Consider the following 21,252-nt stretch of genomic DNA (forward strand, 5'->3'; position numbering starts at 1 on the left):
GATGGATTATCGAATGGCTTGCAGTTGCAGTCTCAGCAGTTGGATCTTGCCGAACTGAAATCCATAAGCCGACATCTTCAGATAGCGCAGATAACGCGCCACAATCGCCTCGCCGACACGTTGTGTCGCCACGGCTTTGTTGGCGGACAAGCGGCGATACCATTCTTCACAGGTTCTTGCGTAATCCAGCCGGCCGTTGTCGACCCGTTGGATTTCGAAAATGCCTTCCGCCGCTTTGGCGATCTCTGCCAGGGTCGGCAGATCGGCATTGGGAAATATGTCTTCATTGAAAAAACGGCTGGCCTGGTCCCGGGACATCGCCCCGTAAGCGATGGTCTGCAGCGACAGTCTTCCTTCGGGTTTCAACCAGTCACGACAGGCCGTGAAGAAACGCCGGTAAATGGCAATTTTTTCCTCCACGCTGTCGGCGGGAGAGGCGAAGTGCTCGAACGCGCCGATGGAAATGATCCCGTCAAACGGTTCGGCGGGGGCGTACTCCTGCCAGTTTTTGATCTCCACAGAGACTTTCGAATAGGCCTGGCTGCGGACATAGGCCGCTTGTTCATCGCTGAGCGTCAAACCGGCGGCGTGCTTGATGTTGGGCAACTTCTCCAGGGCCGCCAGCACACCGCCCCAGCCACAGCCGATATCAAGCACCGATTGCAGGTTTTTCGCGCCTATCGCTTCAAGGTGATAGTCGATTTTTTGCGTTTGCGCGCTTTCCAGCGTTTCACTGTCGGCCCACACGGCGCAGGAATAGGACAGCGTCGGATCGAGCCAGAGCTCAAAAAAGTCGTTGCCGACATCGTAGTGATGACGTATCGCTTTCGACTCTTGTTGCAATCGATGTTCGGCGGTCAGGTCGTTCATTTTCCCGACTTCCCGGCGCCAGCGATGATCAGTTCGGCGACCGCTGTGATGTTGGGGTTATCGAACAATTCTTCTGCGGAAATTTCCACGCCGTATTCCTGTTCGATCTCAATCAGCAACGACACGGCCAGAGACGAGTCGAGTCCCAACTCGCTGAAGTCTTTATCTTCGTCAATAGTGCTGCCGGGCGCATTGAGCAGTTGGCTGATCTGGCCTTTGCACCATTGGATAGCCAGTTCTTTTGTGATCGGAGCAGATTCATAGGCGGTCATGATCGAGTGTTCCTTATTGTTGGGTTTGGACGTTTCTTTTTTTGCGACTGGTTCTGCGCTGCACGGTGGGCACGCGTAGATCCCAGGTCAGCCCCACCAGGCTCAAGCCACGGATAAACCAGTAGCCGGGATCGAAGGCCGCCCATTGCAGCCCGAAAGAAGGTGATTCGGGAAAGGCATGGTGGTTGTTGTGCCACGACTCGCCAAAGGTGAATAAGCCGAACAGGCCACCATTGCGGCTGTGGTCTCTGGATTGATAGGGGCGGGTGCCGAAGCGGTGCAGCAGGGAGTTGATGGACCAGATGATGTGGCCGACGACAAACATTCTGACCGCGCCGCCCCACAGGAAACCGCTCACCACGCCCCACAACGACTGGCTCAGCAGGCCGCCGAGGATGGCCGGGGCGACGAGCCCGAGAATCACCCAGGTGTAGTAATGCCGCGCGGTCTTGGCAATGAGCGGATCACGGATCAGGTCCGGCGCGTAGTAGGCGACATTGGGGTAGTCGTGTTCTTTCATCCAGGTGAAGTGCGAGTGCACCAGCCCTTTGATCAGGCCTTTGAAACCGGGGCCTTGCAGGTTGGGCGAGTGCGGATCTCCCGGCTGATCACTCAATTCGTGGTGACGCCGATGCATGGCGACCCACGACAGCAGGGCGCCTTGCCCGGCCATCGAACCGAGGATTGTCAGGGCCACAGCGACGGCAGGCCTGGCCTTGAATGAACGGTGCGTGAAATACCGGTGGTAACCGACACTGACACCGATTCCGGTCAACGCCCAGAAGGCGATAAACAGTCCGATATCGACGCCACTGACCGGAATGTAAAACGCCATTATTCCCGCCAGGATGACACCCAGTACGGGAAGCACATCGAACATTAAAAAATGCTTGCGTTGCAGTCGATGGAAATACGGGCTGCTGATCGCTTTGCGTTTTACATCTTTGGTTTGGCTTTTATCTTGCGGAATCTGATCCAGCTCGGGTAAACGCGCAGCACTGTCCATCGTCAATCGCTCCGTGACAAATCGTATATACGCTAGAGGTGACCGTTACTCTCGTTATGGACAGTAACGGTGCTGTCGCCTCAACTGACGACTAGAAAAGACGCACTGGCCCGCACCACTCGCTCTTCGCCAACGCTGATATAGCTATTGGCGAACACCAGGCGGCTGCCGGTCTTTTGAATGTCAACGCTGGCTTCCAGCCAGTCGCCGATCTTGGCCGAGCCGGCAAAGTCGGTGGTGAGTGTCGTGGTGACGAGTTTGAGCGGGGGATTTTTCGAGAAAGCGGTGTTGTAGCCCAAGGCAACATCCGCCAGCGCCATGAACAACCCGCCATGGGCGAGTCCGCGCGCATTGGTGTGTTTTTCTTCTACACGAATGCCAATGGTCAAGCCTTCGGCATCTTTGCGATAAAAGAACGGACCGAGCAGATCGAGGAAGGGGCTGGTTCTGAACAACGGTTCGAAACTGTGCGGAATATCCATTTCGCGCTCCTTTTTATTTTAATAAGCACATGGGTTTTTATATTTTTCTGGATCACGGTAATGCGCAGGCTAATAGCCTGTTGATTGTTCAGGGAAGAAGTCGGCGACGAACTGCAGTGCGCAACGCCGGCGATCTGGCGAGTGGACGATTGATAGCGCTGAGCAGGCTTTGGTCTATGGACAGACCACGACGAAGAACGATAGCGGCGGCGTCATAGTGAGCGCCTGCCAAGCTGATCGATCCTCTGTTGAGCGGGGCGACGGTCATTTTATCGTCCATGATATTAAGCAGTCGCATGAACGTAGCAGCGGATCCGGGCTTGTCAAATCGGTTTGCCTGTTGTTTTTTAGCGTTGAAAGCGCGACCGCTCTAACTCAGGTGCAAGGCGATCATTTCTGAATGCGACAGTCGCTGTGGGCCTTCAAAAAATATGATTCTTCATGGTTTATAAAATCAATAAGTTGCGCACTTTTTTTGACAGGACTGCTTCATTAGGTTTTCAGTTTTGTTGATAAAAACCTTTGAAATTTTCGAAAAAAATGAACCAGCTTCGGCTGGTTTTTTTTCCCGTCTACGGCCTCGATCCGTTTCTTCATTTACTCGATGCGCTCAAACGAACGGACTGAGCTACGAAAATCAGCTGCGTACAATATGGCATACCGAACAAGGACTCGAGGCCATTATGGGTAGATGGAGGGTTTGATCCGTTAGAACATCTCAAGGGCTTTTGCGCAGAACCTAGGAAGCCTTGATCAATCAGGATCGAGTCTTTTAATCAGGCATCCTCGTGGGTTACGCGCCATCGTTTGTCCCAGTTCGTGACTTGGCACTGTTTAGTTCGACCTCGACCGATTTCAAGTCCTTCGACAACGCCTGTTTCTACCTGCATAAACTCAATCACGCCGCAGTCCTCGAATCGCAGTCGAAAGGTGCCGAACCCCGACGGGGGGACTCCAGTGATAGGTCCTGTAGTGTCTCGTTGGTCGCTACCATTAAGGTGGCGGAAAGCATTAACGATAACGCCATTTTCCGTTTTTCGAATGGTGATTACCCCGTCTGATAGCTGCGGCAAATCATCCGACGCGGATACGGTGCTTGAAAGGGCGATGAGGACTGCAACGGCGGTCATTCGTATAAGCATGTACATTCGCTCGGTAGTTGGTTCCCTGTAAGAGTGCCCGATTGAAAAATTACTGCCACCGAAAATAGGTGTAAAAAGAGCTGCTTCTGCCTCGAAATATGCCGTTTATGTCTGCGGAGAACTGGGGGCTTCGCCTGACACAAACCGCCATCCGCCGCGTGCAGTAAATACTCAAAAGCGAACGCTTTGCGTTGAGACCTACGGCTAGGTTTGACCCAAGGACGTCTTGGCGAAACAGGCATAAAACGGCAGGGTTACCTCACTGCAGCAACCGTAAGGTTTCAAACAGTGCACGGTCTTCCTTTTTGGCCGAGCGCGCATGGCGCCGAATGACCTGCAGCAGGCATTCGGTGATCCAACAATGGATATTTTGGCTCGCGCCCACGAACAGAGGACTGCCCGCGTAGCGCAACTGAAAAACCGGAGCCTACATTCATCTACCTCACCTGCCGCAGGAGTGAGCTGACTATAGAGAGAGGCATCTGTAGTCCACCTGCTTTATAGATCCCAGGTACCGCAAAGTAGGCCAATTGAACGGCAAGGCGGCGCTGACTCGAATCTGCTCGGGCTGCAGTCGTATATTTTTAGGAGATTTGTAGTTGAGCGAAAGATCAGTCATTCAGTTTATTAAGCCATGTCGTGACCCCCATGAAGATCATCGTGTCCTTACGCCGCAGTACGCTCAGGACATGCTGAAACAAGGGCGTATTGTTCAAATAGGCTTGGATAACTGCACGTTGCAGAGAATGGAGGAACTACCAGCCAAGCCATCCAGGGCAGCAGCTGAAGCGGTTGGACTTCTCCCGTTGATCAAGTTTTTGCAGTGTGCTCCTGGTGTCGCCCTAACCGCCATTGGGACACATGAGATGCCTGGAAATCGTGTCGCAAAGGCTAACTGGGCATACGAGAATTTTTGTGCAGCGTTTTGGCCCGGTCACAAAGACGACTTTGAGTCTACTCATAGAGAGTTTGATGAAGACTCCGCAGATCGTTGGGTGGAGTTCACAGAGTTGAGCGAGGGTGCAAGGTGTGTATACGGTCTGTCCTACGTTGCTCTTTTGCAAATGCAGAACATCCGCCGAACGTACCCGTCATTGAGTCCCGAAGAAAAATTTGAGGTGTATCTCCACAGTATGGCTGGCATGCTGGACCTGATCAGCGCTTTTGAGCTTGAGATCGCCAAGTATGCATTCTGGGAAATTTCGCATGTTAATATAGACAAGCTTCCTGATCGAGTTCGCTTAAGACGAGGGGATATAAAGGAAAATTTTACGAAGCAGCAGTCCACTGTCAGCAAATGCAAACGAGCAGCCTTTAACGGCGCAATGGATTTGCACTGGCTTAGGGGAGCCAGTTTGTCAGAGGACCTTGGCGCGACGATTAAGACCGACGTGGGGGAGTTTTCGCTTGATAACTGGGTCGGTACCAATGACCTCAAACTCTACCGGATTTGCAGAGACCTGTACTCAACACCGTTTAATGGCTCGAGCGCTATGCGCATTGTGCTCGCCCGAGAGTCCGCTATGGAGGCGCTTCCATATTGGCGCAATGTAGATCGCATGTCCAAAGATGTGATGATGTACCGACATGTGTGTGGCTACCGACCTCTCGATGAGACTTTGCTGTCCAACGTCGATGCAGCCGTAAAGCATCTTGAAGGGGAACTGCGAAAAGTGCTGATTGACTGAGTGTGCCCGCGAAAAAGGAAGTTGAATCACGTCTTTGGATTCACTATCTATACTCAGTGCCAGACTTAAGTTGAGATGTTATGGATAATTTAACAGCTAGTCTTACTCTAGACTTGCAAGTCCTGGAACGAATGAAAGACGTTTCGCGCATGCTTTGTGATCTGAAATATCGAATGGATATGGATTCACGCGAAGGGATCTTGCAGGCTTTTCAAAACGATTGGATGGGATCTTCCAACACCTGCGCTTTTTTCGGATCTGATTTTCTATCGATGGTCGTTCCGTTTCTAAATGTCTGCGATGAGGTAATGGGAGAGCACTTCCAGGCTATGGTGGATTGTCGTCAGGTTTTGGGCGCTTCGATCAAGGGGAAGCCGCGGGATATCGCGCCACACTTGATCCCAGAGCGAATTGCACACTATTCCAAGCATCACGATGACGGGCTCTCCAGAGCTCAGTATTGGTGGTACCAGCCTCTGGGTGTCTTTGTTGCCAATGAAGGTAAGCATCGTGTTGCCTTCATGCGTGATCAGGGTGATTTGCCTATTGCTGCACGGATAACACCAATTGGCTATCCAGCGCCTGACCGGATAAAGATCGTGAAAGTATCCGGGCGGTATTGGCGGTATTTTGCACTGTTGGATGGGCGTTATTTACAAGTAGTCGAGCGACCCGATATAACTCGCTGGTATTTGTCCGCTTATGGCGTGAAGGAAATCACTAATTTTGAGTCGCTCGAAGGTGTACCCAGTCTTGATCTGATTTGTGCTGCGATCGCCCAAGGGAAAAGGGAAGTAGTAGATTTACGAGAACTGGCTGAGTTTGAAAAGCAGATTACAAGTGGAGTCGCCGGGAGTTCGATCAAGTGGCATGACATAAAAGGATATCAATTTGAGCTGCTTCGGTTTTTCGCTTGGCCCGTTGGGTGTTTTATGGCCGGTGGCGTGGCGGCCATAATTGCTAAATTGTCAGGTTGGCCAAGCTTCGAGTTGATAGCCGCAGGGTTGATCTCTGGGGCGATTGGGCTACTGATGGGACTGTCTCTAATGCGGTGGCGCAAACAACCGGAATTGAACGTAGTTGCGGCGTGGTTCCTTAGCCGTCGACGCCCAGGCTTGAAACGCGATTGACTAGCCGCAGATCGATGGCTGAATGCCGAATGATAGCAGCGAGAAAATTGATTGAGTTAAGTATCCCGATGCCCAGAAGTGCTTCCAGAGTAATATCTGGAGGCGCTGGCTGGGTGTTCAAATCATCATTGATCACTCTCGTCGATATCGTCAAATACGCTTCTCGTACCGTGTTTTTTTTCAGAAGGTTCCAAAGCCCCGAGAACCCGTGGGTTTACTTTTGGTTCGGGGATTTCCGTTTCCGCGATCCAATCATTCGCTAACGCGGTTTCTCGTTCAATGATCTTGATGGCCTCATCATGGTTACTAAACACGTTTTGGAGCGTATCAAACGCTTCGAAAAGGCCCTGCATGTGCTCATCGGGTGGTTGGGTCTGATCATAATTCATTTCAGCGTTGCTCCTCAGTGCTGCCAGCCTGGGTAGGAGTTCAGTCCGGACTGAATCCAGAAGTGTCTCGTGCTCAACATCTGTGAAGATCTCTCGCATGCCGGAATCATTCAGTGCGGATACATCGTCACCCTCGACTGCATAGTTGCTGACAGCTCTAATAAATTCCAGACGGATTTCCTCTGGCAGTAAACCAAATGCGTGCAGGCGTACCACGAGATCTACTTCAGGAGAAAAGGTTAGACTTAGCCTTGGCTTTGCAATGCGCATCAGGACTTCAGAATCGTTTTCGAGATATAAGACAAGGAACTCTTTAGAACAGCGCTTGGCCAAAAAACGATAGAGAATATCGCGGGCCATCCATGAAGAAAGCCACTGAACTTTGTATCTTTCAGTAGACGAGAAGTCGCGTAGCCGATCGATCATCAATGAGAACAAAGACCTGGGGACGATAACGGCCTTTTCAATCCCAATATTCCCGCAAGTGACTTGGGATGTAAGGTTTTCCACTGAGCTGCCACTCAAGAAAATTCCGAGCAAGTCCGGGCTGAATGCGAGTGTAGTGGCATAGGCGTCACCAATGGTTGGGTGTTTGAAGCGCCACACCAGTTGATCATCAATGAGCACTTGAGCCACAAGACTGCCGTTGAGTGAATCAAGCGCAGAAATACACTCACCCAACGTACTGTTGAGTCTTTCCAGAGCTTGCGGCTCCGCTCCCTGTAATGTGATCGGACTTTCGAGAGAATCCTTCCTCATGTAAATTAAGCCGAGCGCAGCCTTGCTTTTCGAGTCAAGCCCCTGAATTACCTCAAGCAAAAGTTGCTCGCGTTTCTCAACGAACTGCACCAAGTGATATTGGCTCAAATATAGGTTTTTCGTAAACAAAGGATCTGAAATGCGTCTGGCTGTTTCCGGTATGAAACGAGGGTGTGACGCAATATGTTCCAAGTATTGTTTGATTTCAGAGCGAAATGATAAAGGCTGCTTACCCAGCTTGAGATGGTTGTACAAAATTTGTTGTTTTTCATCATCGGACAAATCGTGAACGTCAATTACGACTTGGCTTTCACTGAGAAGTGGAAAGGCACTTTCTTTGAGCTCCTGACGGGCACGATTGTAGATGTAGTCCCTCGAGGTCATAACGATCTTAGCTCCACGACGCAGCATCGCTTTGACCTGCGGCAAAGAGTGGTTCCAACCTAGCACCAAGGGAGACTCATATTGCGTTACGCCGAATGCGTCATCGACCCAAAAAAACTGCGAGGGCTCATCTACATTCCAGCGCTCTACGACCTTTGCGGGGTCGGCGAGCTTGAGCACTTGAGATTTCCACATATCGGCGGCAGCCATTGCCAACATGGAGGCGATAGTTGTTTTGCCAGCAGCAGGCTCTCCGATGAGCAACACAAAGCCATGTTCGTCGAGGGCCCGGACTGCGTTTCGGTATGAGTCGGTGATGACAACTTTAGCTAAGTCTTCTCGCAGGGACTCTAGAACAGCACGAGCCTGCGCGTAGGCTCGCTCATCCAGAATTTGGCTCAGATCTCCTAGCCCGTACACGCGGGGAACGAGCATACGTAGACGGGTGCTTTCTTTGATTTGATCCTCGATCCAAGAGCGGCCGTAAATTAGAACGTGTTTGACCCCGGCTTCAATCAACGCTGATTGAATCTGCTGGTCCTGTTTTCCGCTTATCCCAGCATTCGTCATCAAAACATAGACATCACATAAACCGTCAGCTACGAGCCTACGTACCTTGGGCAGTTCATCTGTGACGTCAGATTTGGTGAGGCGATCCCCAGGTTTACTTAAAAATTTGCACTGGATGACAAATTTCCCGCTGCAGCACAGGCCAGGCGTAATCGTCCAGTATCCAGCGAAAGCACCATCGCGCCCGGCATCATTTGAGTCCAGAAATGTCTGTACTGTCTGCCCCAATACTTCACGGGCTATGGTGAGGCAAAGTTGCTGAAAGCTGTTCCAGCCGAGCCGGTGCAAATCGTACATACGTAAGCCTCCAAACCATGTGCGCGTATCACTGAGTCCCTAGATCAGCACCGATTACATCCGAACATCTAAGCCGAAGTGGTCTTCCGAATGGACCAATCCGCTTAGCTCTCTGGATAGTTCACGGCTGAGCGGATCGCGTCGCCTCTTATTTGCACGAGGGGGGCATAGGAGCATTCACCATCGTGCAAATGTCTGCCTGGACTGCATCCATGTACACTGCCATTTCCCGGTAAATATGGCTGAAAATAGGGCTCAACTCGGTCTGAAGCTGTGCAACTGATTTAAACTGAGTTTTGCTGGTGTCATCCGGTAGATCGGCCGATATCAGCCTCATTGCCTCAGCTATACGTCCCATACGCTGATCGAGGGAAGGGTGTGTGGTGGATTGCAGAGGGTGATAGATCTTTCCTTTACGACCATTCAGTGTGTCGCAAACAAATTTTCGGGCGTTGGCCTCTACTGTTGACTTTGGCGTCGGAAATTCGGTCGGCACGAAAGCTTTATGGACCGCTGGACGGCTAATGAACTCCTGTTCTAATGAGAGTCGTTGCCAATCATTAGCTGTTAACACGAGTTGGTCCACATTCCAGAGCAGAGAGCCGCGCTCAGAAAAAAGGGGCTCTCGGTATGGTGGTTTTGGAAGAAGCTTTTTCATCACATCCACCGCTAAGGCGTCTGCTTCTTCCTCTCTGGTTGTAGAGGCAGGATCACATGAGGTTTGTATTGCCTGAAGCTTGATCTCACGAGGCTGAGCCAGGTCAATTCGGACAACCCGCCCCTCGTACTCACCAGTGTGCCGTTGATAGATATGACCGAGTTCGTGGGCGAGCACGTATAACAGCGCCGGATTGGCTCGATCTGGTTTGTCTCCAACATCTGCGAATAACGATACTGCCCTCGAAGAACACCGGAGTTCCATCTTGTCGGCAGCAACGATGAGGCAGCCGCCGCGCACGCTCAGTTCATCAAGTGGCTCTTCCTTGCTCATTGATTGCCTAGTGCAGCCTTTAGCGTCTGTTTTACTTAAATTCGCGTCGGACACGATGTAGACGGTCAGAGTGCTAGGCGTATCTGTGGCCGATCGCGGATTTACGGCGACAGTGTCAAAGGGCAGCGTTTTTCCGAGCTCGCGGTATGCCTGTGCGGCCCGCTTGATAGTCTCCGCAACCAATTGAGCAGCGGTGCTATCCAGTCGGCAGGCTGGAACTACCTGTGCATTTGCTGAGAGAGAGAAAAATAACCAGCCAGCCAATACCGCTTGCAGTGCGATCCGCATGATCATTCCTTTCCGTCGATGCCGCGTCGATCTACCAGTGTCTCAAAAGCTAAATGCTGTCCATTCAGGTCTTTGAGCAGGGGCCATCGCTTGAATGCATCCTCCATCAGTTGCAACGAGGCCTCTCTAGCTAGAAACACCGCCACCTTGTATTGGCTGATGTTCTGCATATGAGGAAGTTTTTTTGCTCCGCTCTTAGTGGTAGCGGTATCCTTTGCAAGATCACCATGCGACGTCGTGTTCGCTGGACACTTCTGTGGAAACCCCCAGAAGACGTAGCCAGAGTAGAGGCCTTGTTGTCGAAGTTCATTGATGCGATCACGGCCTTTGGGTCGCCACGGCGCTACAACTTCAATCTCGGTTACCTTCTTGGCTTTGGGCGCTTGCAGCTCTACATAGTTGCTGTGCGCGTAAAAGTCCTGCACAGCATGCAAGGCCTGTCCGATGGAAAAAAAAGCGCTACCCGCGGCTGCCTCCATAGCTTTTAGGTCTCCGACGTCCTTGGCCTTCTGCGCAGTTCCCACTTCTACGTCAGCTTCATCCAACAGGCTCGTAACGTAGGTGATTGCGGAATCAAAATCGCAATTGTCAAAATGCGCTTTGGACTCGAATTGATGAGCGATGTCTTGCTGGTAGAGGGCCTTGCGCAGTTCGGCGAGGTAGGGGTTCGCTGCTAAGCTTTCGAGCACCTCTTTGTGGGTGCTCATGTCGAATGGCTCATCGCATCCGATACATAAGACAGGCGGATTGCTCTGTTCAAGGGACGGCAGGATGTCAGGCGGAGGCGGGGGTTTTGTCGAGGCATCTTCGGCACAGGCCAATTGCCAGGAAAGTGCAATCGTCCCCAAAGTCACAATGGCTCGGCTCAGCATGCTTATTCTCCTTGTCTCTTGTGCTGCGGCTGGAAGGATCGCACCATGCTCCTCAGAGACATTCTGACTCAAGAACCTGAATGGCCAGCGAATACTGCTCCTATGCCTACAGAAGCGTATCTCACGCTCTTGCGTTTGTCGCAGGACTTGGTGTGTTTTGTGTTCTTGGGTCGCAAGGGATCGCGGCGGAGGATCCAGTAATCATGCAGTGGTCAACTAATTCCGGACACCTCGATAGGTGGTTTTGACGCCATCGCCCGCTCATAGACTGTCGGTGGCAGATATCCCAGTTTCGAGTGAAGCCGTTCGTTGTTGTAATACCCAACGATGTACTCGGTGATGTCGCGGATCGCTTCGGTATGATTGGCGTAGTCACGTCGCCATACCCGCTCCATTTTCAAGCTCAGGAAGAAGCGTTCCATCACCGCATTGTCCCAGCAATTACCTTTACGGCTCATGCTCTGCTGCATGTCGTTTCTTGCCAGTAACTCTCTGTAAGTTGCACTCGCGTATTGGCTGCCACGATCCGAGTGGGCAATCAGGCCTGGCGGCGGTTGGCGCTGTGCGATGGCCAGTTGCATCGCAGTGCACACCAGCTCTGCCGGCATGTTCGGAGCCATCGACCAGCCCACGATCTTGCGTGAAAACAAGTCCAACACCACGGCCAGATACAGCCAGCCACTGCGGGTGCGGATGTAGGTGATGTCTGCCACCCAAGCCTTGTTTGGCGCCGCCGGATCAAATTTTCGGCTCAGTACATTTTCGGCAATCGGCAGATCATGATTGCTATCGGTCGTGTGCACAAACTTGCGCTTCCAAGCCGAACGTAGCCCATTGGCACGCATCAAACGGCGGATTTTATACAGCCCAACAGACAGGCCTTTGCCGCGCAAAGCGTCGCGCAAGGGCCGGCTGCCGTAGCAGCCACCACTCTCGGCAAAAGACGCCTTGAGTTGCACAACGACAGGACAACTCTGCCGGACGGGCGCATCAGCACGCTTTTGCGACTCATAGAAGCCCGAGCGACTGATGCTCAGTAACCGACAGACATGTGTCACTGAGTAGGCCTTCTGTTGCAGCTGCCGAACCAGTCGATACCTTACTTCAGCTCGCGGGCAAAGAAGGCCGTAGCCTTTTTTAAGATGTCGTTATCCATCTTGAGCTGGCGATTTTCCTGTTCCAATTGCCGGATGCGCTGTTGCTCTGCCGTCAATGGCTTGCCGATTCCGGCCTGCCCCAGTTGCTCTGCCTCGTACTGTTGAACCCAGCGTCGAACGGCTGTCTCACCAATGTTCAAATCTTGGCAAACCTGCGTAACGGTTAGCCCCTGATCCTTGATCATCTTCACGACTTGCAGCTTGAAGCTGTCGTCGAATGCCCTGCGTTTTTTGGTCATGAATAACTCCTCGATAGATGTATTTTCCACCTATCGGGGTGTCCGGGGAAATTAGACCACTGCATCATTCGCGGTTTGAAGCACTCGGACTCTAAATGGCCAGCTTTCGAGTCGGCCATTAAGTCCGCAAATCTAATCTCTGCGCCGAGTGGACCAGTTCTCTCTCCATCCTGGAGCTGGGACGGCGACAATGGGCGATCTGTGCCTGTCTATCTAGTGGCCTCGCCCTCTGGCACCCTCTCGACACCTGCTGTAGTGCCGCGGGACTGTTGGTGCATCTTTGTTAATCGGATGGCCTTCGAGTTATGGATGCGAGCTCACTCTACCGGGCAAGGACGCATGTCGTTGGAACCTAAGTACCTGCTGGCGTTTATGCTGCTCCATGAAATTGGTCACCTGAGCAAGCGAACTTCAGGCGCGGAATTTACCAACGGCGCCTTGTCGCAACTGAACATCGACCCAAGTCTTGCGAAAGCAAATGAAGAGAAAGCCGACGAGTTCGCAGCAGGGCTCCTTCGCCAATGGGGACAGTCGGCACCAGCCTCAACAACATCGCTTGAAGCGAACTGGGTAGCCATAGAGCTGGCGAAGCTCAGCTGGAACATGCAGGCTTATAGAACGCTCGATGAGTTTGGTGCCATGGAGACGGGAAAGCCCTCCGTTTTCTTTGATCAAAATTTGACTCACCCCAATCTGGGGTGGAGGGTGCTTCGGAGCAATTACCTGATCCAACAATCGGAGGAAGCCAAAGCGTTACTTGATGCCTTCGAGGAGGCTCGCCAAAAAGGCGCAGACGAACATCTTTTGTATGAGAGTCCATAGGTCATTTTTCACACTTGATTTTTCAGGCATAGCCAATTGCCCAAGGTCTAGGGCAACTCTCTTGCGTGGCGATTTGAGTGGTCTGTGTTGAGCATTGGTCCGCAGGTTTACCGCAAACATCCCCTCTCGATTCCTCCATAGCTAGCTCTATAGTGTCTGACTGAATGCCGTTGATTTTTGATCAGTCGTTTTAACCGACTAATCATCACTGATGCATCGAAATTCACGAGTGCAAAACTAGTCGTCTTAAACGACCTATTTTGGAATATCGGAGGCTTTCACCAAGAGATGAGCCTCGTTGGGTAATTGAATAGACTTGCCCACCCATTTGCATTCGGCCTGACCAGTCATTTGCATCGGATTTGACTAGCACACTTCGCGGACATGACAGGCAGAGAACGACCCACATCGGACAATGTGAACGCGAATTTTCATGCAGCGCCAGCGACTATAGTGGTTCATAGCTCGTCTTGAGGATCGAGACCGGTGCCCAGCTGCTCACGAAGTTCGGTAGCCACGGTGCTGGCCAGCATGGAAAACTTTTCGAGTTTGGCGATTTTGTCGCTTAGGCTTTTCTTTCTAGCTATTTCCGTTTTTTCTTCGCGGTCAGCATCGTCGGAGTACAAGCGCTCTATCAAAAAATCGATGGTCTGTCGATCAGGTTCTGCTTCTACACCCGCCTTCAGTGCAGCCTCCACCCATGACTGCGCTTGAGACGCTGCCGCTGCACCTGCGGTCCGCAGGGCATGTTGGATGAGCACTCGCGCGGAGTAATCGAGGCTGAAAGCTAGCTCCAGCCAGTGACGGGTAGGTTCATCAACGGCATCCAGCGCTGCCTCTCTCAAATTAGGCCGAAAATAGCGATAGTCATCCCCGCGTTCGACATCCAGCGCCGCCAGTGTTCTGGTGATTGGCTCAATTTCCTGGAACGGCCTCAGGTGGGCGGGTAACGTATTCCTGTGCCCCCAGAGAGTAAGGATGGCTTTTGCACATTCATCGCGCATCGCTGAGGTAGCTTGCACGGGATTAATCTCGATCGCGTCGATACGGGCCGAGATGTCATGCGCCATCCATTGGCCAAGGAGGTCGTCGGCAAGCCCAAGCTTCGCGACCAAGCGCTTACCTAGTTCCAGTACTGCTTTAGAGTGGGTGCTTGATTGCATCGCGGTCCATTAGGTAGTAACGCACATAGGGGGCTGGATAGGGTTCGAACTCTTCGCCTTTTTGGCGGTTACGAGGGGGGATTCGTCTAACCGAAACGCTGAACACCAAGCAATCCAACGGATACCTTTCGAGCAACGACTGGACGAATGCAAGATTACCACTCAGGCGCGCGCCTTTCACACGCTCTGCCTCGCGCCCATATCCTACAGCCTGAGTCCAGGACTCACCACGCAGTTGCCCGCCGGATTCGGAACTCCACCACCGCCCATCCTCTGACACATGAAGCCCAAGATCTTCAATCGCTGTGGCACTGGGCGAAATTGCAGGATAACCAATCTCCGCAGCCCACGGATCGTATTCGTCCAGGCCGAGTGAGTTTCCGTCGTGTGCGATCCAACCTTTCAGGGAAAAATCGCCGATCGTTTGCAGCTCATTGTGATTGGTAGAGGGCAGGGAAAAGGTATCGAGTTGCGGTGCGGTTTGAAGCGCTGCAATCAATGCATGGGCGCCCGTTCGAGATACTAGCGCGCTTCGGATGGATACCATCTCTCTATTGTTCTGGTCCCCAGTGCTCCAAGACCCCCAAAATACACGCAGCCCGTCGTCGGTGAGCAGGTGCTGGTCAAGATAATCAAGGGTTACTCGCCAGCACCAAGTGCTATCGGAATAACTCTCCTTCGGTGGCGGTCGCGTTACAAGCGGCGGATCTCTACGATCAGCAAGCCAGCCACCATCCGAGCGGGTGAGCAAATGCTCACTCAGCCACTGGTCAAATTCATTTTTTGTTTTGTCGCTTTCGTGCCGAATGGCTCGCTGTTCCAAAAGAGTGGATGCGATAATCATCATTGCGTGATACGCATGATATGCGCAAAGGTCGTCCGTCTGAGGCATGCAGCCGTGAGAGTGCATGGTTTCACGCTCTACAAAAATCTTTCGGGTGTAGCGCGCATCATCTCTTGACCATCCTGTAGGGTCTCCGAACCGGTCGTGGATGACCTTGCGGGCATGGATTTCCATCGCGTTCTCACTGACCCCAAATACTTTGCCGAGAGGAGCGAGCCAGTATGGGCCTATGTCGACACCGAAATAGTAGCGCTCGTCATTTCCAACAGTAGTGTCAGTCAGGTTGTCGTCATCCGCATCGAGCTCAACCCAGCCGCTGTAAATCTTTGGCGGAAGGTGGGGCGTATTAACAGAGTCGAGATCGGGGTCGACCACCTTTGCGATCAAGCCCGCATCCCGTGCCAAACGCAGTGCCTGCGCAGAAAAAGTACGCAACAGCACATGCTCTTCTTTCAAGCAGACATGGAGGAAGGAGAGGAATGGGATGAGGCTTTGGGGACTCTCACGCCCGCCCCGGACCAGGCCGATCAGCATCCACTGCTGAGCATGCCATTCGTAGAACTCCAGCCCCTGATCAACGAAGGATGGAGCGGTCCTCGCTAGTGCGCAGCGCTCAAGTGCATCCAACAGCTCGAGCCACGACAGTTCGGAACATGCTCGCACGACATGGGCGAACTCCCACCGCATAGCTGCAACTGGCGATCCCAGCCCTGCCCAGATATAACCTGCAAGCGCGTCGACACAGTTTGCGGGCGTACGTAGCTTTTCAGACCAAGGCCCATCGCCATCTTCTGGGCACAAGGCGTCCTCAAGCAGATCGAGCCCGTAATTCAAAGCTTCATCCGCCTCAATGGGGTTCAGAAATGAAGCCACCGGCTCAATCAGCTGAAACAGCCCGCTAGCGTTTAACTTGTCAGCATGCATCGCAAAGCCTTCTACGGTGGCCTGTGCGATGTCCCGATTGGTGATTATCCCTGACGCGACGATCCGCTCAAACGGCAGTAAGCTTGCCCATCCGTGGCGACCCGTGCGCTCAGGCTCACGCTTACACACGCAGCGCACTGCTTCGCGCAAAGCTGTTTTTGAAGACACCATTCGTAACGCTGTATCTGGAATCGCATCGAGCAGATAGCGTAATTCAAATACGCCAAATTCGACCCATGCCGTGACCGCCTGGATGAATCCGGGCATCCCGGCGAGCCCGACATGACGAATTCCCTCACGGAAAAATTCGTCGAACTGATACGGCGTATCGTATGTCTTGAGATCGGCGTACGCAGTCCTCAATGCTGAAGAATCTGCCATGTCAGTCCCGTCGAAAAAGTGCAGCCAATCTGGTGTGCTTCTGACGATGGGCTGGTGTGGCGGGCTCTCAGCCGCAGCCATCTCTGTATGATCAGCTGCCGGTGCGCCCTGGCTGTCCACCCACAAGCGCTGAGCATCCGGTAATTCGAGATCAATGTCGCGACCAATCTGAATTAATGCCTGCCAAGCGTCTGGCATATGAGACTGTGTGCGAAGGTACCGATAGGCGATTTGCGTAACCGTACGGACATCGAATGGCGACTTCGGGTCATCAAGTGTTGTCTGTAGGTCTTTCAGTCTACTCCAGTGAGCATCGATCCCAGCGAGCGCCACCGGAGTGATGGTCGGAAGATGGCCTCGGCTCACCAGGTGGTTGATGGCTACCGGTAGCAGTCGAGCCTCATCGCCAAATCGCCGATCCCGCCAACGGCTCAAAATAGCAAGTACTGATGAGGGGCAGAGGTCGGCGAGCGCCTCTACGGTCCTGTTCCAGTCAAAGTACTTATCGCGAGCGACAAACTCGTAAGTCAACTCGGCTACCCTGGATAAGCGATAGGCTGTCTCGGGCCTTGACTCCGTGGATGAAGCTGCCTGGGCCAGATCAAGCATTGCCGTCCAGCGAGATAAATTCTCATCACCGATTCTGCTTGCGATTTCGACGGCTCGACTGAAGTAGGCATTCGCCTCCGATGGGCTTAACGGCAGAATGGCACGAGCCAGGCGCACGTAAGCATTTGTTCGTGTTTCCGCGTCATCACGCAGTTGCTCCAGAGCTTCGTAGGCGGCGAAGGCAAAATCGAATGAGAGTTGAGTCAGCTCTTGGGTTCGAGCAGCGAGACGGCATAAGGTTGTCAGGGTGTCCGGCCACAGCGGCAGTTCTCGGTTATTGATCCAGTCCTGTAACGCCGAGTGGTGTTGCGAACTCACGATCGGTGAGTCGCGCAGGATTCGAATCCATTCAATCGCCGCGGCCTGACGAATCGTCGAGTGGCGTTGATAGTCGCGTGATTCAGCATTTTTGGTGGCTTGAATCGCTGCTGCAATGTGTGCTCCCAGATCAGAAGGGCATCGACCACAGCTGATTTTCACTGAAAGTGTTATCCATGGAAGCAGTCCGCCAACGTCACGCTTGAATACCTCTGTTTCACGGCTTTGTCCGTAGGACTTAGTTTTAGCGAGCTGTTGGCGCACCTCGGTAGGAGCTAACTCGAGCAGCGTTAGCTCACACCCGCGCAGCTCAGCTTCGAGCGCGTAAGCGCGGATCATCGGAGCACGTTCAGATCCGTATGAATCGGATAATAGAGTAGGAGGCGATGGAGGGAGATAGCGCTGAATAATCGCTATCCAAGTTTCACGATCAATCGGAAGGGTTCGCATTGCAAGTGAAAGCGCCGATTGCACCGCATATAGCACCTCCCATCGCTCGTCCCAGCCCGAGGACTCTGGCAATTTTACACGTCGATCGGCCAGGAGGCGGATGAGCCGTGCCAACGGCGGGGCAGGAAAGTTTACGCCGGCATGTGCGACTTCACTGGCGAGGCCGAGAAGAAGCCACACATCATTTCCTGCGGCATACGCCAAGGCGTCAAGATCCGAGTACTCGCACAGATCTATTAGTCTCTGAGCAATAGACTTGCCGCTCATCATCGCGAAGTGCCGGAACTTCCAGCGTCTCAAAAATTGCGCGGCGGCTTCGGGGCCTTGGAGTCGAAGCGTCGCTAATGCAATTTCGGCTCTATCGGCGTTTGTGACGCGTTCGCGTGGACCGTCATCAGGGGCGCTTCTTGCCCACGCATATAACCAGTCCATCGCCATCCGCAGCCGGCTCGAGGCCTCGGCGGTGAACTCCTTGATTCCAGACAACAGGCACGCATCATAGGCATGATGCGACCCCATCCAAGTGGACTCGAAGATTCGTCTCGAAACAAGCTCGTTGACTCGATCTGGTGGCATTAAGCGGGCAGCGATATCTGTGTTTTCTTGAATCAGCTTCGTCTGCCGTGCCTCTCCTGCGTTTTCTCCCGCAGCCTTTAGCGCGAGTTTCGCTGCGGGCAGGTGGTGTCCCTGTTCAAGGCAGGCCTTGAGAGCGAACGTCAATCGCTGTAGCTCGACATCACGGCGTTCGAGGGGTTTAGCTTCGGGCAATCCTTCTCCGGAAAGCGCTAGATCGATTAGCTCATCCATCCGTCCTGCGGCCAGGAGGATCTGGGGAAGAGTCGATGCGACGTAGGAGCTTTCACTGGCAAGCGGACGCAAGCGATTGAGGAACTGGTTCAAACCGTCTGCATCCGGTTTGAACGTTTCGTGAAACCAGGTTTCTGCAGGCTCGTCGAGAAAATGGAGGCTTTCGCCTTTCACGAAAAGTGGTCTTCCAAGGTCAAGCGCGAACGATCGCACGGCGCTTTCCGAAGTGCCGGAAATCTTTGCGAGTACTCCTACCGGCACGAGAGGGCGCAGGATTGCCAAACCCTGGCAAATGAAGTCGATCTGATCGGATTCGACTCCGGCCTGATCTTTCAGCTTATCGACTGCACATTGCAGCAAATCCCCGATTGCACGCTCCACGGATGTAGGCTCCGGCCCCAACTGCTTGAGCATCTCCAGAATGGGTAACCGTCGCTCAAGTGCCAGAGATTGAACTCGCGGATTTGAACTGCTCAGAAATGCGAATTCGGCAACTTCGGCATGGGTCGCCTCAGGATAGCGAGTTCGTAAAAGCTGCTCGGTCTCAGCCTCATTGAAAGGCTTGAGCTCGACCTCTGTGCTGTCCAGCGGAGCGTTCAGGCGATGTCGTCGATGACTCCTGCAGGTAAAAACCAGACGTACTCCATCGGGCATCGACGTTCGTATCAGATCTTTGACAAAGGCCTGATCGTTGAGCTCCTCGGCAGCCATATCCGCGTTGTCGGCAGCGTCTATGATCAGGCAGAGACTTGCGCCTGCTTTTTCAGCTCGCAATATTCCGATCGCCTGGGCCAGTCGGCTACAAAATGCCTGCATGTACTGCTTGGAGTCAGCAAGGGGGGAGGGAATAAGCGGATGGCAAAGTCCTCGCGACGCAAGCTCGTTTGAAATCTGCACCAAGGCGTCACGATGACGATGTCTATAGTGCAGCGCATTGCGGTATAGCCCATCGCCGAAGCAGTCGTACAACACTGACTCCGAGCCATGAGGCATTGAAGTAGCTAGCCGCTGAGCCAAGATCGACTTTCCCACGCCGCCATCTGCATGAACGATCACCGGGTGTGCGGAATGCAGGATGAGCTCGAGAATCTTGTTTTCCTGCTCTCGCGCGAAGACATTCTCCGGGCGAATAATTTGGCAGGGTGCCGGTAGGAGTACCAGCTCGCTCACTTTTAGCGCCCGAAGCACATCATGTCGCCGGATTGCAGGGTCTTTTGTAAATTCACTGCCAGCCTTGCGCGTGACGAGCTCCTTCAACAGAACTGGAGCATCGTAATCGGCGTCCGCAAGATACCTGGCGATATCTTGGGATAACAGATTTCGCTGTGTCCACAGGCTTGGTTCTTCCCCATCAAATGAAAATAAACTGAAGAAGTCGCTGTTCTGCGTGCCGGAAAGTTCTGAATACCCCAACAGCGTCTTTTCAATGGAGGAATGGCGCGCCCTGGCGCCTTTGGCCAAGTCTTGGAGTGCTTCTTTCAGTCTAGGGTCGATGGGCCGGTTGGTGGTGAACTCGAAGCGAAATTTTTGTTTCATTTCAGCAACGGAAAATTGCTCAAGAAGTTTTTTATACCGCTTGGTAAATCCACGCAGAGTCTTGCTCAAACCACCAGCCTGCCATGGTTCCACAATTTGCCGCGTTGAGTGCTTGAGCTGGATGTAGCGAACACATCGGGCTTCCATTAGCGCTTCCGAGCCGTAATAGAGCCCAACGTCGATGAGGTCGATGCCTTGCTCAATCTCCTCTTCGCCTTCATCAGCAGACGGACCTTCGACAGTGACCGCTTTTAGATCGCTCGAGCCCGGCAACAAGGCCAGGCACTGCCTTGCTGCCCAGTGATAGTGGAATTGATCTCCATCGCGGCTTGGTCGAACCAAATCCTTGTCTGCCATTTTACTTCTCACTACCCTTGTATAGCGCGAAGCTTACCGCAACCGGGCATCCAATAGGGTGCCACAGATTGCCGTCTTAACCGGAAGGTTCGTATAGCAGTGTATCGATTGGTCAGAGCGTCAAGTTTCATCGATTTCGGGAGGTAGTGAAGGTTCCGAAGCCGAAGGCTGACATCGGTGGTTTTCCATCAGAAAGGGCGATCCCCTCTCTGCGAAATCGCGGTAATTTCACCACCTTGTAAACCTAATTTTTACACTGTTAACCATAGCGGTTAACAGTGTAAAAAAAGATATACACACCCCGATGTATTTCTCTTTTTGCTGGGGATTAGCACAGCCCCAGATGCTCGGTAATCAGTGGCGATAGGGGCTGAAGACGTGAGCAAGGGGCAAAGGAAATGGAGGCATTCAGCATTGTCTTGATCGACGACCTTTCCAACTACCGTTTCATGCGAGCTTTCACAATAAACATGAAATGAGAAATTCCGTTCGAGGATGACCGAGG

13 protein-coding genes and 1 pseudogene are annotated in these 21,252 nt (G+C 52.8%); 3 read left to right on the plus strand and 11 right to left on the minus strand.

Annotation, left to right across the window (positions count from 1 at the left end):
* Positions 1 to 6 precede the first annotated feature (6 nt).
* The 5 genes and pseudogenes from ACZZ0B_RS06745 to ACZZ0B_RS06765 all read right to left on the minus strand — a co-directional run.
* Positions 7 to 870, minus strand: coding sequence for a class I SAM-dependent methyltransferase (locus ACZZ0B_RS06745; protein WP_463544665.1), 864 nt, complete (start codon positions 868 to 870; stop codon positions 7 to 9).
* A complete protein-coding gene (locus ACZZ0B_RS06750) occupies positions 867 to 1,142 on the minus strand; it encodes an acyl carrier protein (protein WP_008085377.1) in 276 nt (91 codons plus the stop codon). The genes ACZZ0B_RS06745 and ACZZ0B_RS06750 overlap by 4 nt, the downstream gene beginning before the upstream one ends.
* A 13-nt stretch (positions 1,143 to 1,155) precedes the next feature.
* Positions 1,156 to 2,148: an acyl-CoA desaturase gene (locus ACZZ0B_RS06755; RefSeq protein ID WP_158829007.1), complete on the minus strand. Its 993-nt coding sequence runs from the start codon at positions 2,146 to 2,148 to the stop codon at positions 1,156 to 1,158.
* Positions 2,149 to 2,228: 80 nt separating this feature from the next.
* Positions 2,229 to 2,630 carry a PaaI family thioesterase gene (locus ACZZ0B_RS06760; RefSeq protein WP_158829009.1) on the minus strand — a complete coding sequence of 134 codons (402 nt, stop codon included), beginning with the start codon at positions 2,628 to 2,630 and terminating at the stop codon, positions 2,229 to 2,231.
* A 1,401-nt stretch (positions 2,631 to 4,031) separates the two neighbouring features.
* Positions 4,032 to 4,124 (minus strand): annotated as a pseudogene (locus tag ACZZ0B_RS06765) (hypothetical protein); the annotation flags it as partial.
* A gap of 247 nt (positions 4,125 to 4,371) precedes the next feature.
* Between ACZZ0B_RS06765 and ACZZ0B_RS06770 the strand changes: the two are divergent.
* Both ACZZ0B_RS06770 and ACZZ0B_RS06775 read left to right on the plus strand, forming a co-directional pair.
* Complete coding sequence (locus ACZZ0B_RS06770) at positions 4,372 to 5,460, plus strand: hypothetical protein (RefSeq protein ID WP_463544666.1); 1,089 nt, start codon at positions 4,372 to 4,374, stop codon at positions 5,458 to 5,460.
* Between the two features lie 80 nt (positions 5,461 to 5,540).
* Complete coding sequence (locus tag ACZZ0B_RS06775) at positions 5,541 to 6,590, plus strand: hypothetical protein (RefSeq protein ID WP_463544667.1); 1,050 nt, start codon at positions 5,541 to 5,543, stop codon at positions 6,588 to 6,590.
* A 125-nt stretch (positions 6,591 to 6,715) separates the two neighbouring features.
* Here ACZZ0B_RS06775 and ACZZ0B_RS06780 read toward each other — a convergent pair whose 3' ends face one another.
* From ACZZ0B_RS06780 to ACZZ0B_RS06795, 4 genes are all read right to left on the minus strand, one after another.
* Complete coding sequence (locus ACZZ0B_RS06780) at positions 6,716 to 8,989, minus strand: nSTAND3 domain-containing NTPase (protein ID WP_463544668.1); 2,274 nt, start codon at positions 8,987 to 8,989, stop codon at positions 6,716 to 6,718.
* A gap of 148 nt (positions 8,990 to 9,137) precedes the next feature.
* Positions 9,138 to 10,268, minus strand: a complete 1,131-nt coding sequence (locus ACZZ0B_RS06785) for a hypothetical protein (RefSeq protein WP_463544669.1) — start codon at positions 10,266 to 10,268, stop codon at positions 9,138 to 9,140.
* Positions 10,269 to 10,270: 2 nt separating this feature from the next.
* Positions 10,271 to 11,140, minus strand: coding sequence for an HET-C-related protein (locus tag ACZZ0B_RS06790; RefSeq protein ID WP_463544670.1), 870 nt, complete (start codon positions 11,138 to 11,140; stop codon positions 10,271 to 10,273).
* 212 nt (positions 11,141 to 11,352) lie between these two features.
* A protein-coding gene (locus ACZZ0B_RS06795; protein WP_202949186.1) for an IS3 family transposase occupies positions 11,353 to 12,536 on the minus strand; the annotation gives its coding sequence in 2 pieces (ribosomal slippage) (positions 11,353 to 12,272 and positions 12,272 to 12,536; 1,185 coding nt in all).
* Positions 12,537 to 12,875: 339 nt separating this feature from the next.
* On the opposite strand from ACZZ0B_RS06795, the gene ACZZ0B_RS06800 reads away from it, so the two are divergent.
* Complete coding sequence (locus ACZZ0B_RS06800; RefSeq protein WP_463544671.1) at positions 12,876 to 13,358, plus strand: hypothetical protein; 483 nt, start codon at positions 12,876 to 12,878, stop codon at positions 13,356 to 13,358.
* A gap of 458 nt (positions 13,359 to 13,816) precedes the next feature.
* On the opposite strand, the gene ACZZ0B_RS06805 is transcribed toward ACZZ0B_RS06800, so the two are convergent.
* Complete coding sequence (locus ACZZ0B_RS06805; RefSeq protein WP_463544672.1) at positions 13,817 to 14,521, minus strand: hypothetical protein; 705 nt, start codon at positions 14,519 to 14,521, stop codon at positions 13,817 to 13,819.
* Positions 14,499 to 20,747 (minus strand): NACHT domain-containing protein, encoded by a 6,249-nt coding sequence (locus tag ACZZ0B_RS06810; RefSeq protein ID WP_463544673.1) that lies wholly within the window; start codon positions 20,745 to 20,747, stop codon positions 14,499 to 14,501. Before ACZZ0B_RS06810 ends, ACZZ0B_RS06805 begins: the two co-directional genes overlap by 23 nt.
* Positions 20,748 to 21,252 lie beyond the last annotated feature (505 nt).

The organism is Pseudomonas sp. AC247, assembly GCF_979258015.1.